Here is a 13569-nt window from a genome sequence, read left to right as displayed (position 1 = left end):
GTGCTGGTCACCTCAGCCGACCTGTGGGAGGTCGAGCCCGGCGAGGTGATGTCCTGGACCGCCGTCCCGGACGTCACCGCCGCACCCGAGCCCGTCGGGCTGTCGGTCAACCAGCGCAACCACCTCGCGGTCGCGGACGCCGGGGTGAGAACGGTGTGGCTGGCGGCGTGCTTCGAGGTCGACGGCCCGATCGACGCCGACGCGCTGGTCGCGGCGTTCCGCTCGCTGCTGGCGCGGCACAGCGCGCTGCAGTGCGAGTTCCTGTCCCCCACGAGCGCGGTCCGGCACGATCCGGCACGGCTGGCGGTGCGGCAGCAGCCGGTCCCCGAGGGCGACACCACGACCCGGCTGCGGATGCTCCTGGACCGCGAGTGCGCGCCGTTCGCGTACCCGGCGTTCGCGCTGGCAGCGGTGTCGCGGCCGGGCCGGTCGACGGTGGTGTGCGGGTTCGACCACGCGCACGTCGACGCCCACTCGATCGCGCTGGTAGCGAGGGATCTCGGCGCCCTCTACCGGGGAGCGGAGCTACCGGTCGCGAGCAGCTTCCTCGCGCGCGTCGCGGAGTGGTCCGCCGCACCCGCGGTGGACGATCCCGCGATGGCGAGCTGGCGCGGGTTCCTCGACGCCATCGACTACCGGCTGCCCGTGTTCCCGCTGGACACCGGCTTGCCGGAGGGGGAGGCGGCGGCCCAGGCGACGGATCGGCGGCTCCTCGCCGGGGCCGAGACCGCAGCGGCCCTGGGCGAGGCGGCCGAGCGCGCGGGCACCACGACCTACGGCGCGCTGCTGTCCACGATGGCCTCGGCGCTGGGATCCGGAGCGCTCCCGGTGCTGGTGCCGGTGCAGACGCGTCGGCCCGAGGACGCCGACGCGGTCGGCTGGTTCACCACGACCGTCCCCGCCTGGGCGGATCCCGACCTCGCCAGGACCGGCGAGCAGCTGCGCGAGGCCAGGGAACGCGCGGGTCTGCCGCTGGACCAGGTCCTCGCGGCGCTGCCGAGACCGCTGCGGGCCGCCCGTCGCGACGTGTTCATGGTCTCCTACGTCGACTACCGCCGGCTGCCGGGAGAGAGCTCGGCGCAACACGTTTCGGGCACGGCTCCGGCGGATGACGTGCAGGTGTGGCTGTCCCGGACCGAAGAGGGCATCCACGTCCGCACCCGGTTCCCCGACGTCGCCGCCGCTCACCGCGCGGTCGGTCGGTTCCTGGACTCCTGGCCGGAGTCGATCCGAAAAGCCCTGCGGCAGTAGCTGACCATCTCGCGGGCGGCGACGTTCGCCTCCGGTCGCCAGGTGATCGCGAGCAGCGCCGGATCGGTGGCGTCGGTGATCGGCAGCGCGGTGAGACCGGGGTGCTCGGCGACCATCGACTCGCTGAGGATCGCCACGCCGAGCCCGCGCAGCGCCAGGTCGGCGATCGCGCCTCCCGCACTGGCCTGCAACGCGATCACCGGCTCCACGCCCCGCGCTGCGCAGGCCCGGTCGAACACCGCTCGCAGCCCCGTTCCGGGCGGCATGCAGACGACCGGGTGCGCTGCGAGTTCGCGGAGCCCGACCGCACGCCCGGCCAGCTCGTGGCCCTCGGGAACGGCCGCGACCAGCGGTTCGCTGAGGATCGTGAGGGTATCCAGCTCGGCGGGGGCGGTTTCGGCGCCGATCAGGGCCAGGTCCAGCGTCCCGCTGCGCACGTCCTCGACGAGCCGATCGGAGTTGTCCTCCCGCAACGACAGCTCCACGCCCGGATGCGCGCGGTGGAATCCGGCGAGCGCGTCGAACAGCGGCGTGATCGTGCAGCCGATGACCATCCCGACGTCGAGGTTCCCGCGCAGCAGCCCGGTGATCTCGCCGACCGCCTGCCCGACGGCTCCTGCCGCGGCCAGCGCGTTGCGGGCGTGCTCCAGCGCCGCCTTGCCCGCCGCGGTCAGCTCCGCCGCACGCGCGGACCGGTCGAACAGCTCCGCCCCGAGTTCCTTCTCCAGCCGCCTGATCTGCGCGCTCACCCCGGACTGGCTGATGCGCACGCGCTGCGCGGCCCGGGTGAAGTTCCGCTCCTCGGCCACCGCGACGAAGTACTCCAGCTGCCGCAAGTCCATAACCGCTGATTCTAGTCCCCATCAGAACCATCTGTTGGACTTCTGATGAGTCCGGACGCAGTCTGGATCCGTGACCGAGAGGAGAACCGACATGCGCGAGAAGGCCCGCGAACCCGAAGACCTGACCAGGCTGTTCGTCGAACGCAGCAACGCGGGGGACGCCGAAGGAGTCGCCGAGCTCTACGAACCCGAGGCGGTCATGGCCTACCCGCCCGGAGAGACGACGGTGGGCCGCGAAGCGATCCAGGCCCTCTGGGAGCAGGTCCTGGCCAACCGCCCCCGCTTCGAACCGGAACCCCCGCTGCCCACCTTGATCAGCGGCGACATCGCCCTCACCGCAACCCCGCCCGCAGACGGCACGGGCGCCCGAGCCCAGGTCGCCCGCCGTCAACCCGACGGCACCTGGCTCCGCCTCCTCGACCAACCGGAGTTCCGCCCACCCCGATGACGAGAAACCCTGGAGCACCAGGGGTTTCGGCGAGCGATCAGTGGAGGTGGGAGAGCCAGAGGTGGTCCTGGGCCCTGGTCATGGCCACCAGGCGGCGGCGCTCGTGGGTCTCGCGGTCCTCGCGGGAATCGGCGGGGGGAGCGGGTTCGGCGGGGAGGAAGACCGCGCGGAACTCCGCCCCCTTCGCCTCCACCACCGTTCCGACGAGGGTGTCCGAGGTGTCGCGGCCGTCCCAGGTCGCCAGCGGCAGGGTCGTGACACCGGCGTCGCGCAGCACGCGCAGCCAGTGCTCGGTCGCCGACTCGGTCTCGGTGATGATCGCGGCCGACGAACCGTCGTCGAGCGCGAGCAGCGCGCCCAGCAGCGCGCGCTCCTGGTCCTTGCCGTGCCACTCGACGACGCGCCCGCCGCCGCGCACCGGCAGCGCGGCGCTCAACGGCAGCGACGGCCCGTCGTCGTAGCGGTTGATCGCCTCCACCTGCCCCGCGCGTTCCAGCACCATGCCCCGGTTGCGGTAGTCGTTGCGCAGCACCTCACCGCGCCCGTGCAACGAGATGCCGGCCTCGGACAACCGCCAGCCACCCGCCAGGGCCTGCTGCTGACCGTCCCCGACCAGCAGCAGCTGATCCGGTTCGTCGCCGCTGATCGCGTGCGCCAGCCGCAGGCCGATCAACGTCAGCTCCTGGGCCTCGTCGACCACCACCCCGGTGTACTGCCGGGGCAGCGGGCGCCGCTCCAGCTCGGCGAGCGCGCGCTTGAGCACGTCGTTGTGGTCGAAGACGCCGCGCTCGGACAGCTCCCGCTCGTAGTCGCAGTAGAAGCGCCAGGCGTGGGACCGGAAGTCCGCTGGCAGCTGACCGCCCCGGCCCTTCCGGGACAGAGTCCGGTAGGCGTCGAACGACGAGATCCCGCGGCCCTTGATCACCCGGTCGATCTCGTCCTTCCAGTACTCCCGCGAGTTCCGGACACCGCGCAGCACCTCGTCCCGCGACCACACCGCGTCGAAGGCCCGCCGCACCTCCTGCTCGTCGACGTCAGCCGAACGCCCGCGCCCGGCGAGGAAGTCCCGCGCCCACCCGTGCAGCGAGGCGAACTCGATCTGCCCGGACAGCTCCGGGGTCATCTGCCCGAACCGGCCGGCGGCCCGCTCCGGGACCCGGTCCAGCGGAGCGGTGTAGAGCAGCTTGCCGGCACCGCGACGGGCCAGGTACGCCAGCCGGTGCAGCGCGAGGGTGGTCTTGCCCGTCCCGGCCGGGCCGCTGATCTGCGCCGGGCCGGAGAAGCTGCGCCGCACCGCGCCCAGCTGCGCGTCGTCGAGGAAGTAGCGCCAGTCCCGGAACGGCCGCCGGGACGACGGGGCGACCGGCTCCTGCAACACCTCGGGAACGCTGCCGCGCTGCCTCGGGATGCGCTGCGAGTTCCACATGATCGGCGTCAGGTCGAAGGTGCGGCTGTCGAGGTGCTTGGCCAGCCCCAGCGCCTCGTCGGCGGTCAAGATCCGCTCACCGCGCTTGAGCAACCGGTCCAGCTCGTCCTCGGTGATCGCCAGGTGATCGGCGCTGCGGCCCTTGCGCCCGGTGTGCTCGATCGGGTGCACCACGACGGTGCGCAACAACGACTCGCTGAGCAACCCGGACCCGATCGCGGCCCCGGCCAGCAGCTCGGCGGTCCACACGAACGCCGCGCGCGAGTCCTCCCAGTCCGGCTCGGCTTCCCGGAGCAGCACCACCAGCACGCCCATCCGGCCGACGAGCACCAGGTCCGGCCGCTGCCGGGGGGTGTGCGGTGCGAACTGGTTGAGCAACGGGTACCAGCCGTTGTCGCGCTCGGCGGCGAAGCGGTGCAGGACGCGCTTCTGCCACGTCGGCAAGGGCCGGTCCCGCAGCTGGGCCTCCGCTTCGCGCCGGAGTAATTCCTGGCGGTGGTGGAAAGTCCCGGTCACGGCGCCTCCTGTCCAGCTCCACCGAGCTTGATCGCGCGCAGCATCGAACACGCTCGGTATCGACATTAATGCGTTCCGTTGCGATTTCGAGCGAGTTGGGACGGCGTCACCTGGATGTAGCAGGGGGCTGATCGTTGACCAGGAACTCCAAAGTGGAGATCGGCAGCGCACCGTGCCCGAGGACGGTGTCGTGGAACCGGCTGATGTCGAAATCCGCGCCCAGCCGCTGCCGCGCGGCGTCCCGGATCCGCTCGATCTCCAACCGCCCCACCAGGTACGACAGCGCCTGACCGGGGTAGACGATGTAGCGGTCGACCTCGGAGGCGGCCTCCAGGTCCGACAGGGTGGTGCTCGAGATCATCGTCTCCAGCGCGCGCTGCCTGCTCCAGCCGAACGCGTGCAGCCCGGTGTCGACGACCAGCCGCGCCGCCCGCAGCAGGTCCTGCACGACCATGCCCAGCCGCATCAGATCCCCGGAGTACAGCCCCATCTCGTCGGCCAGCCGCTCGGTGTAGAGCCCCCAGCCCTCGGTGTAGGCGTTGAAGCCGGTGAGCCTGCGCAGCAGCGGCAGCTCGGTGAGCTCCTGGGCCAGGCTGACCTGCAGGTGGTGGCCGGGAACGACCTCGTGGAAGGCGATGACCTCGGAGGCGAACCGCGGGCGCTGCTCGGCGTGCAGCGTGTTCGCGAAGTACACGCCGGGCCGCGAGCCGTCCAGCGCGGGCGACATGTAGAAGCCGATCGGCGTGCTCTCCGACGGGGTGCCCGGCACCGGCCGCACCTCGCACGGTTGCTGCGGCAGCCGCCCGAACCAGCGGGGCGCTTCCGCGGTCGCCTTGTCGATGGCCTCGCGCGCTGCGGTCAGCATCTCCTCGGGTTCGGTCCAGCACAGCGACCGGTCGGTCTGCATCCGCCGCAGCACCGCCTCCGGATCGGGTTCGCCCCAGAGCCGTTCGCCGAGCCCGGAGATCTCGGCGCGCAGCGACGCCAGCTGGGATCGCCCGATCCCGTGCAGCTCACCGGGCGTGTGCTCGGTGGTGGTGTGGGCGCGGATGAGCCGCTGGTAGATCTCCTGCCCCTCGGGCAACCAGCACAGCCCGGGGTGTTCGGCGTCCCGCGCGTGCGGGGCGATCTCCCGCGCCAGCACTGCCCGGTACTCGGCCAGCGCCGGGTTGACCACGTCGCGGATCAGGCGTTCGCGCCGCTCGGAGAGGTCGTCGGGGAGCTGCTGGGTGAGCAGCGGGTCCTGGTCGGGGTGGGCCAGGCGGGAATCCAGGTCCGCGATCGCCCCGTCCAGCAGCGGCCGCACCGGAACCCGCCCGGCCCGCACGCCGTCGCGGTGGCGTTGCGCGGCAGCGGCCGTGAAGTCGGGGATGCGGGCGATCCGCCGCAGGTAGTCCTCGGACTGCTGCCTGCCGCTCACCGGCACCTGCCCGAGGTGGAACAGCAGGCCCGCGACCGGCGCGAACAGGTTGCCGATCACGGTGTACTCGGGGGAGCGGGCGTCGAGCCGGTCGACCGTGGACTGGGCGTGCTGCACGACGACGGCGACGGTCAGCCGCTCCTCCAAGCTGGAGTGGGTGGTGTCGACGGCCATCGCCCGCACCCGGATGTCCTCGGCGTGGTCGCGCTGGGCGAGCTCCGCCGCGGCCGAGATGTCCGGCAGCAGGTGATCACGGCCCGGCAGCCCGTAGAGCGAGGCACCGATCGGGTCGGAGTCGAATTCGAGATCCAGCAGTTCTTCGGCGAGCTGATCCGGCGTCGTCACGCGAACAATCCTGCCCCTCCGCACCGACATCCGGCAGGGCGACGCGGAACGGTATTGGTTGAGGGGACAATGAACCCGTGGACCCGCTGCACGATCCGGACGACGAGACCCTCCTCGATCCCAGGCAAGCCCGCGAGCTGGCCGGGCTGGTCGAGACCGCCCGCCTGGCCTCGGCCGTGGTCCGCTACGGCATGCGCACCCGGGTGGGTGTGGCGACGGTCGTGCTCAACCAGGACAACCCGCTGCCGGTCGCCAACCACGCGTGCGCCCTGTGGGGCACCGGCGCGCAGGTGGCGGGCACTCTGATGGAGCTGGAGCAGGTGTTCGCCGAGGCGGGGCGGTCCGAAGCCGTCGTCTACGCCTCGCCGACGACGGTCGGGGAGATCGAGGGCATCGCCGACGACGCCGCCTGGCGCGCGGTCGAGGAGCAGGTGGTGCTGCTGCACCGCACCCGGGGCTTCAGCAGCGGCGTCACGCGCCCGGCCGAGGACCGGGACCTGGAGGGCATCGTCGAGCTCTACGCCGACGAGACCGGCCTGTCCGAGGAGGGCGAGCAGCGCCTGGCCCGCCACCTGGCACATCGCCTCGACGAGAACCGCAGCGTGCTGCTCGTCGTCGACGACCCGGGCGTCGACCGGATCGCCGGCTTCGTCCAGGGCTTCGTCGAACGCGGCGTCGGCCTCGTCGAGCAGGTCGTGGTCCGGCCTGGCCGCCGTCGGCGCGGCATCGGCCACGACCTGGTCACCGAGACCTCGGAGGAGCTCCGCCGCATGGGCGCGCTGCTGGTCGCGGCCCACACCGAGGAAGGCGGCACGGCTCAGCGCTTCGCCGAAGCCATCGGCTTCGACGTGGCCTACGGAGTAACGGCCTACGCCCGCAGAATCGACGACTTGCTCTGACCAGCGGGCGATCCCGTTCGCGAGCGTGCCCTTTCGAATTTCGCGCGAAATTCGAGCGCGAGCTTCGGGACTCGAACTTCGCGCGAAATTCGAACGGCCACCACCCCATCGGGCGTCCCGCGATGCGGACGCTGGACCGCGTGGGTGAGGTGCGCGCCACGAAAGCGCTCCGGTGGAATTTCCTCGCCCTCGGGTGGCGTTGGTTGCTGTGGCTCGAACTGTCCAGAATCCGGGAGGAAGCCTGTGTCCAGCGGCTCAGCGTCAGAGACGACCAGCACGAGCCAGGGCATCTCCTCCCTGCCCCGGGAGATCTGGATCCTCGTCGCGGGCAGCTTCATCGTCGCCGTCGGCATGGGGATCGTCGCGCCCGCGTTACCTGCGTTCGCCACGAGTTTCGACGTGGGCGTCACCGCCGCCGGGTTCATCGTCAGCGCCTTCGCGATGATGCGCCTGCTGTTCGCCCCGCTGAGCGGACGTCTGGTCTCGGCGGCGGGCGAGCGCACGATCTACGTCATCGGCATCACGATCGTCGGCATCAGCAGCACGGCGTGCGCGTTCGCCGACTCCTACTGGCAGCTGCTGATCTTCCGCGCGCTCGGCGGCATCGGCTCGACGATGTTCACCGTCTCCGGCGTGGGCCTGCTGATCCGGCTGTCGCCACCGCACCTGCGCGGACGCGCCTCGGGCGTTTGGGCGACGAGCTTCCTGCTGGGCAACGTCTCCGGGCCGATCGTCGGCGGCGTGATGGTCGGCTACTCGCTGCGGCTGCCGTTCGTCACCTACGGCATCGCGCTGTTCGGCGCCGCCTTCCTCGGCTGGTTCATGCTGCGCAAGTCGACGTTGGCCGCCCCGCTGGGTGATGACGCCACCCCGTCGATGCCGCTGGGCGAGGCCCTGCGCATGCGCTCCTACGTGGCGTCGCTGCTGTCGAACTTCGGCAACGGCTGGGCGGTCTTCGGCGTCCGCATCGCCCTGGTCCCGCTGTTCGTGGTCGAGGCACTCAAGGCGCCGCAGTCGATGTCCGGCATCGCCCTGTCGGTGTTCGCCGTCGGCAACGCCGGCGTGCTGCTGCTGTCGGGGCGGATGACCGACCGGCACGGCCGCAAGCCGATGGTGCTCATCGGCCTGGTCGTCTCGGGCGTGGCGACGGCGTCGCTGGGCTTCACCACGTCGGTACCGGTGTTCCTGGCGGCGTCGCTGATCGCGGGCATGGGCGCGGGCGTGCTCAACCCGGCGCAGAACGCGGCGGTCGCCGACATCATCGGTGGCAACAGGCGCGGTGGAACGGTGCTGGCGACCTTCCAGCAGGCCGCCGACCTCGGCGCCATCCTCGGACCGCTGATCGCCGGGGCTCTCGCCGACACCGTCTCCTACCAGGCCGCGTTCCTGGTCACGGGCGCCACGGCGGCCCTCGGCCTGCTGGCCTGGGTGGGTGCTCCGGAGACCCGTCCGCGCCCGGGATCCGGCACCGAACAGGTGCGTGCCGCGGCCTGAGGTGTCGATCGCCCCCGTTCCGGGTACTCGGGTGTGACGCCGCCGGCGTTGCGGTAGCCCCTGCCCGATGCGGGAGGACGACATGAACACCACCGGTATTCCGGGGCACGAGCTGACCGAGGACCTGCTGCTGCGGGAACTCCGGCACCTGCACCAGACGCGCAACGAGACGTTCCTGCACGGCTCGCCGGACGCGCTGCGGGAGCACACCGCCCGCACGTTCGAGCTGGAGCAGGAGTACCTGCGCCGCTATCCCGAGCGGGACGTCGACCCGCGTCGAACGCGTGATGGTGCACGAGAGGAGCCGCAGCATGCCTAGTCCACGCGTGGTGATCATCGGTGGCGGGCACGTGGGTCTCACCCTGGCACTCCGCCTGCAGAAGAAGCTGGACGCGGGTGAGGCGAGGGTGACCGTCATCGACACCCAGCCGCACATGACCTACCAGCCTTTCCTGCCGGAGGCCGCCGCCGGTTCGCTGGAACCGCGTCACGTGGTGGTTCCTCTGCGCGAGGCGCTGGGTCGTTGCGAGGTGCTGACCGCGCAGGTCAACAACATCGATCACGCCAACCGGTGCCTGACCGCGACGTTGGGCGACGGCAAGGCGGAGAAGCTCGACTACGACATCCTGATCCCGGTTCCCGGCTCGATCTCGCGCGCGCTGCCGATCCCGGGCCTGGCGGAGCAGGGCGTCGGGTTCAAGACCATCGGCGAGGCCATCTACCTGCGCAACCACGTTCTGTCCAGATTGGACATAGCCGCGAGCACCGAGGACGAGCAGCTGCGCAGGCGGCTGCTGACGTTCCTGTTCATCGGCGGCGGGTACGCGGGCATCGAGGCCTTGGCGGAGCTGCAGAGCATGGCCCGGTACGCGATCCGCAGCTACCCGCAGCTGTCCGAGCACGACATGCGCTGGGTGCTGGTGGAGGCGATGGGCCGCATCATGCCCGAGGTCAGCCCGCACATGGGCGAGTACACCAAGCAGCAGCTGGAGAACCTGGGCATCGAGGTCAAGCTCAACACCACCGCGAGCTCCCTCGTGGACGGACACGCGGTTCTGTCCGACGGCGACGACTTCCACGCGGACACCATCGTCTGGACCGCCGGCGTCAAACCGCACCCGATGCTGGAGGACAGCGATCTGCCCCGAGACTCCAAGGGGCGCCTGGAATGCACGACGAGACTGCAGGTCAAGGGCACCGACAACGTGTTCTCGGCAGGGGACTGCGCCGCCGTCCAGGACCTCACCAGCAGCGACCCGGAGGCGCTGACCAGCCCGTCGGCCCAGCACGCGGTCCGCCAGGCGAAGCTGCTGGCGGACAACATCATCGCCCAGCTGCGCGGCGAGGAGCTGCGGGAGTACCGGCACAAGCACGCGGGCTCGGTCGCGGGCCTGGGTCTGTTCCGGGGCGCCGCGGAGGTCTACGGCATCAAGCTCAAAGGACTCCCGGCGTGGCTGCTGCACCGCGCGTACCACCTGATGAAGATGCCGACGACGTCCCGCAAGGCCCGCATCCTCGGCGACTGGATCCTGGAGCTCCCGTTCCGCCGCCAGGTCGTCGCCTTGGGCGAACTCCACGACCCGAGAGCGGAGTTCGTCAAAGCCGCCAACACCAGAGGCCTGCCCAAACCCCACGGAACAACAGCCGCCGGATGATCGAAGTGACCGTCCTCACGGAGTCAACACGACTCCGTGGGGCGATCAAGGCGATGGGCACGTTTCCCCAGCTCAAATGGGCTGCGACCCCTAATGGGGGCCCCCTGAAAACGGCCCCGAACGGCTGTTGTACTGTATTGGCACACGAGATGAGCGGGGCGGAAACAAACCGAACACCTCGGTAGAACAGAACAAGGGGCTGTGGCGCAGCTGGTAGCGCACTTGACTGGCAGTCAAGGGGTCAGGGGTTCGAATCCCCTCAGCTCCACCCCAGTGACCAGGGCCGATGCTTCCGAGCATCGGCCCTGGTCTTTTGCTGCCTGTCTAACTGCCTGTCTATCGCTCAGAGCCCGTATCGGGTCGTCGTGCTGTCCGGGTGGTACCGGCTGAACTCTCGTTCGTGTCGTTCTGCCATGAGGCAGGCTGCCGTAGTGCTGCAGCAGCACCTGTGTGTGGAAGCTACGTCGACGGTAGTGGACTCAAGCGGACTTAGAGTGTTGGCGTGTTGGGCCTGCCTGCCCAGCACTACGTTTCTGGTGGTGACGTTGGTTCCCCGTTCGCGTAGAACCGGGTTACCCGGTCGACGATGACCTCGCCGGCGACCTCCGGCAATGCAATTAGGAAATGCAGCTTGTGCTCGGATAAGCCGCGCCCAGGCCTGTCTTGGGGCGCCGGCACCGATCTCTACCACGCCGTTCGGCGAGTACCGGGCGATGCAGTCCAGGGCGGCACCGTTGGGGACGGCCCACCCGAACCGGCGCTTGGCGGCGTGTAGCTCGATATCGGTCGACTCCGGCTGTTCGACCACGCACTGAATGCAGAACTCGTTGGGGCGGCCGTCCAGCACGTACCCGGTGTGGTCACGCTGGTGGGCGAGCTGGGCGACGTAGTGATCCAAGTACGGGTTGCCGGGCGTGCCGGGGATCGTAGCGAGCCGGGAAGCTTTAGTAGAAGCCCTTGCTGCGGAACAGGTCCTGCAGTTCCTTAACGATCTCCTGCCGCTGGGCGTCCTCGGGCCACGGGCCTGTGATCCTGCTGGCCACTAGCACCCTGCGCACAGGGCTCGCGCCAGCCCGGCTGGTGCAGCGCGTTCGAACGTGCGGTCTAGTATTGCCGATGTGTGCCTCGATAGCACACCAGTTCACCGAGGTAGGGGAAGTACCTACGGTGGACAACGAAGCGCCCCGCGCCACCTGAACAAGGTGACGCGGGGCGCTTCGTTGTCCACCGCCCGTTGCCGCCACCATGGCCCAACCGAAGCGCCAGGGTACCGGGACACCCCTCATCCCCCGGCCCCTGGCACCTCGCCACCCCCTGAAGGGCCCGGCCAGGCTCCGGGCCTTTCCGCACACCGTCCGTCTCGGTTCGGCCGGTGAAAATCCGATCTCAAACGAGAAGGGAAATCGAAGTTAGCATCCGTCTGCGTTCCTCTATCTGTTCGAATCTTGACACTCGTCAAGGCCGCCGTCACGCACCCGCAGAGCGCGCCCGGCGGGCTTGGTCGAGGCTGTCCCGCAGCGCCTCTTCCAGGTCCGCGGCTTCCTGCGTGCGGGGCTCCGGAACGGCGATCTGGCGGTTGGCGAGCTTGGCATCGATCAGCGCCCGCAGCGCCTCGCGTGAGTGGTCCCGGTAGCCGGTGGGGTCGAACGTCGCGCTCGACAGCGACAGCACCAGCTGTTCGGCCATCCGTTGTTCCTGCTCGCGGGACGGCGGAGCCTGGTCGGTGAGCCATCCGAAATCCGGTTCCCGCACCTCATCCGGCCACAACAGCGTGACCAGGCTGATCCCCGGCCCATAGGGCCGCAGCAGCGCCAACCGCTCCCGAGTCCGGATCGCCACCCGCCCCAGCCCCACGTGACCGGTGTCGGTCATCGCGTCACGCAGCAGGCTGTAGGCACCGAGTGCGACCTGGTGCGGCTGCAGGAAGTACGAGCGGTCGAACAGGATCGGATCCACCGCGCCGGTCGGGACGAACTCGGCCACCTCGATGGTGTGCGCACTGGGCAGCGGCAACTCCGCCAGCTCGTCCTCGGACATGACCACCATCCGACCATCCGGCAGCTCGTAGCCCTTGGCGATCTCCTCCCACGGCACCCGGCGGTCTTCTACAGTGCAAACCCGCTCGTGGCGGACTCGGGCGCCGTCAGCTCGGTGAACCTGCCGGAAGCTGATCGAGCGTGACTCCGTAGCCGCTGCCAACCCGACCGGGATCGCCACCAAACCGAAACTGATCACACCGTTCCACAGTGTTCTCACAGCGCCAGCCTGCGCCCAGCTGGCAGGCCCACCCAAGGCCCTTTGACCCTTCACTCCCCCGATTTCATCCGCCGAAACTGACCCCACCTGCCTGAGCGGGCGGAAGGACGACCAGGCCCCTGGTCGCCCGCCAGTCCACTGACATCGACAATGACCCGCCCCCAGGCAGGCCCATCTTCAGCGGCAATGCCCTGCGACGCGCGTCTGAGCCAGTCCTGCTCTCGCAGCAGCTGGGTAGCTCGTTCGGGAATGTGATGGGGCTCCGCTGACCCTCCAGGAGTTGCCAGATGATCCTGTGCCGGTTCAAGATCGTGGCTGCTCTTGCGGATGCGACCTGATCTCCGCCCTGCCGTGTTCGATCGCGACCAACTGATCCACTAACTCTTGGTGAACCTGGCGTGCCCGCTGCTGGGTGAGGCAGCGTCGGACGGGCTTGGCGATCTGGCCACAGGGCTCGGGATGGTCGTCTCGTACTCCTCTCGACCGGTCACCTGATCGACGCCGATCCGCGCTGTCGAGAACACAAACGTTCCAGCGCGGGTGGTGACTTCGGTCTGCAACATGGGAAGACCATATGCCCGTGGCGCGGCCACATGGCAGGGCTTTCAACTCGGCCTGATCGTCGTCGGCCCGTCAGCGGCCAGACCGAATCCTGGCTGCTCCAGGCCCAGGCAAGCGACGCATGGCCGGGGAGCTAGCGGAGCGGTTCAACCGGTACCACCTGGTCGACGGCGGGGTCTCGGCCGTCGACCAGGTGGTACCGACCTACCGGGGAGAAGGCAGTTCGCTCGGGTAACTCGCCCTGATCGTCGACCCGACCACGGCCGAGCTGACTCGTTCTTCTCCGGTGATCCGGTTGGACAAGTACCCGCGGACCAGGTCCTTGGCCTCGGCCAGCATCGCCTGGTCGCCGTTGGGGTCACGCCGGAACGCCAGGTGCAGCACGGCGTCCGCCGCTTCGACGGCCACGGTCAGCGGCAGGGCGAGGTCGGCCGGGTCGAGCTGGAACTCCTCGGC

The 13569-nt window shown here is 69.9% G+C and carries 10 protein-coding genes, 1 tRNA gene and 1 pseudogene; 7 read left to right on the top strand and 5 right to left on the bottom strand.

Annotated elements, in window-relative coordinates; translation table 11 throughout:
* Positions 1–1251: a condensation domain-containing protein gene (locus AB0J91_RS19670; RefSeq protein ID WP_363870734.1), complete on the top strand. Its 1251-nt coding sequence runs from the start codon at positions 1–3 to the stop codon at positions 1249–1251.
* Here AB0J91_RS19670 and AB0J91_RS19665 read toward each other — a convergent pair.
* Entirely contained in the window at positions 1185–2093 is a 909-nt protein-coding gene (locus AB0J91_RS19665; protein ID WP_363870731.1) for a LysR substrate-binding domain-containing protein, read from the bottom strand. The two genes, AB0J91_RS19670 and AB0J91_RS19665, sit on opposite strands and share 67 nt — an antisense overlap.
* A 70-nt stretch (positions 2094–2163) precedes the next feature.
* On the opposite strand from AB0J91_RS19665, the gene AB0J91_RS19660 reads away from it, so the two are divergent.
* Positions 2164–2541: a nuclear transport factor 2 family protein gene (locus tag AB0J91_RS19660; RefSeq protein ID WP_363870729.1), complete on the top strand. Its 378-nt coding sequence runs from the start codon at positions 2164–2166 to the stop codon at positions 2539–2541.
* A gap of 37 nt (positions 2542–2578) precedes the next feature.
* On the opposite strand, the gene AB0J91_RS19655 is transcribed toward AB0J91_RS19660, so the two are convergent.
* Both AB0J91_RS19655 and AB0J91_RS19650 read right to left on the bottom strand, forming a co-directional pair.
* On the bottom strand, positions 2579–4483 hold the full coding sequence (locus AB0J91_RS19655; protein WP_363870726.1) for a UvrD-helicase domain-containing protein: 1905 nt from the start codon (positions 4481–4483) through the stop codon (positions 2579–2581).
* Between the two features lie 106 nt (positions 4484–4589).
* Positions 4590–6248, bottom strand: a complete 1659-nt coding sequence (locus AB0J91_RS19650) for a DUF885 domain-containing protein (RefSeq protein WP_363870723.1) — start codon at positions 6246–6248, stop codon at positions 4590–4592.
* A gap of 77 nt (positions 6249–6325) precedes the next feature.
* Between AB0J91_RS19650 and AB0J91_RS19645 the strand changes: the two genes are divergently transcribed.
* The 5 genes from AB0J91_RS19645 (at position 6326) to AB0J91_RS19625 (ending at position 10564) form a co-directional block, all read left to right on the top strand.
* Positions 6326–7147: a GNAT family N-acetyltransferase gene (locus tag AB0J91_RS19645; protein WP_363789614.1), complete on the top strand. Its 822-nt coding sequence runs from the start codon at positions 6326–6328 to the stop codon at positions 7145–7147.
* A 243-nt stretch (positions 7148–7390) separates the two neighbouring features.
* Positions 7391–8641, top strand: a complete 1251-nt coding sequence (locus AB0J91_RS19640; protein WP_363870721.1) for an MFS transporter — start codon at positions 7391–7393, stop codon at positions 8639–8641.
* Positions 8642–8708: 67 nt separating this feature from the next.
* The gene (locus AB0J91_RS19635) at positions 8709–8960 is read left to right on the top strand and encodes a DUF6158 family protein (RefSeq protein ID WP_363870718.1); all 252 of its coding nucleotides are present in this window, start codon (positions 8709–8711) and stop codon (positions 8958–8960) included.
* Complete coding sequence (locus AB0J91_RS19630) at positions 8953–10296, top strand: NAD(P)/FAD-dependent oxidoreductase (RefSeq protein ID WP_363789617.1); 1344 nt, start codon at positions 8953–8955, stop codon at positions 10294–10296. The genes AB0J91_RS19635 and AB0J91_RS19630 overlap by 8 nt, the downstream gene beginning before the upstream one ends.
* A 195-nt stretch (positions 10297–10491) precedes the next feature.
* Positions 10492–10564, top strand: a tRNA-Ala gene (locus AB0J91_RS19625).
* 1199 nt (positions 10565–11763) lie between these two features.
* Here AB0J91_RS19625 and AB0J91_RS19620 read toward each other — a convergent pair.
* Positions 11764–12552, bottom strand: a complete 789-nt coding sequence (locus AB0J91_RS19620) for a Ku protein (protein WP_363870715.1) — start codon at positions 12550–12552, stop codon at positions 11764–11766.
* Positions 12553–13317: 765 nt separating this feature from the next.
* Positions 13318–13569, bottom strand: a pseudogene (locus AB0J91_RS19615) (hypothetical protein); the annotation flags it as partial.

The sequence above is a fragment of the Saccharopolyspora sp. NPDC049357 genome (assembly GCF_040677225.1).
In the GTDB taxonomy this organism is placed as follows: domain Bacteria; phylum Actinomycetota; class Actinomycetes; order Mycobacteriales; family Pseudonocardiaceae; genus Saccharopolyspora.
This window is presented reverse-complemented; position numbering and strand designations above follow the sequence as displayed.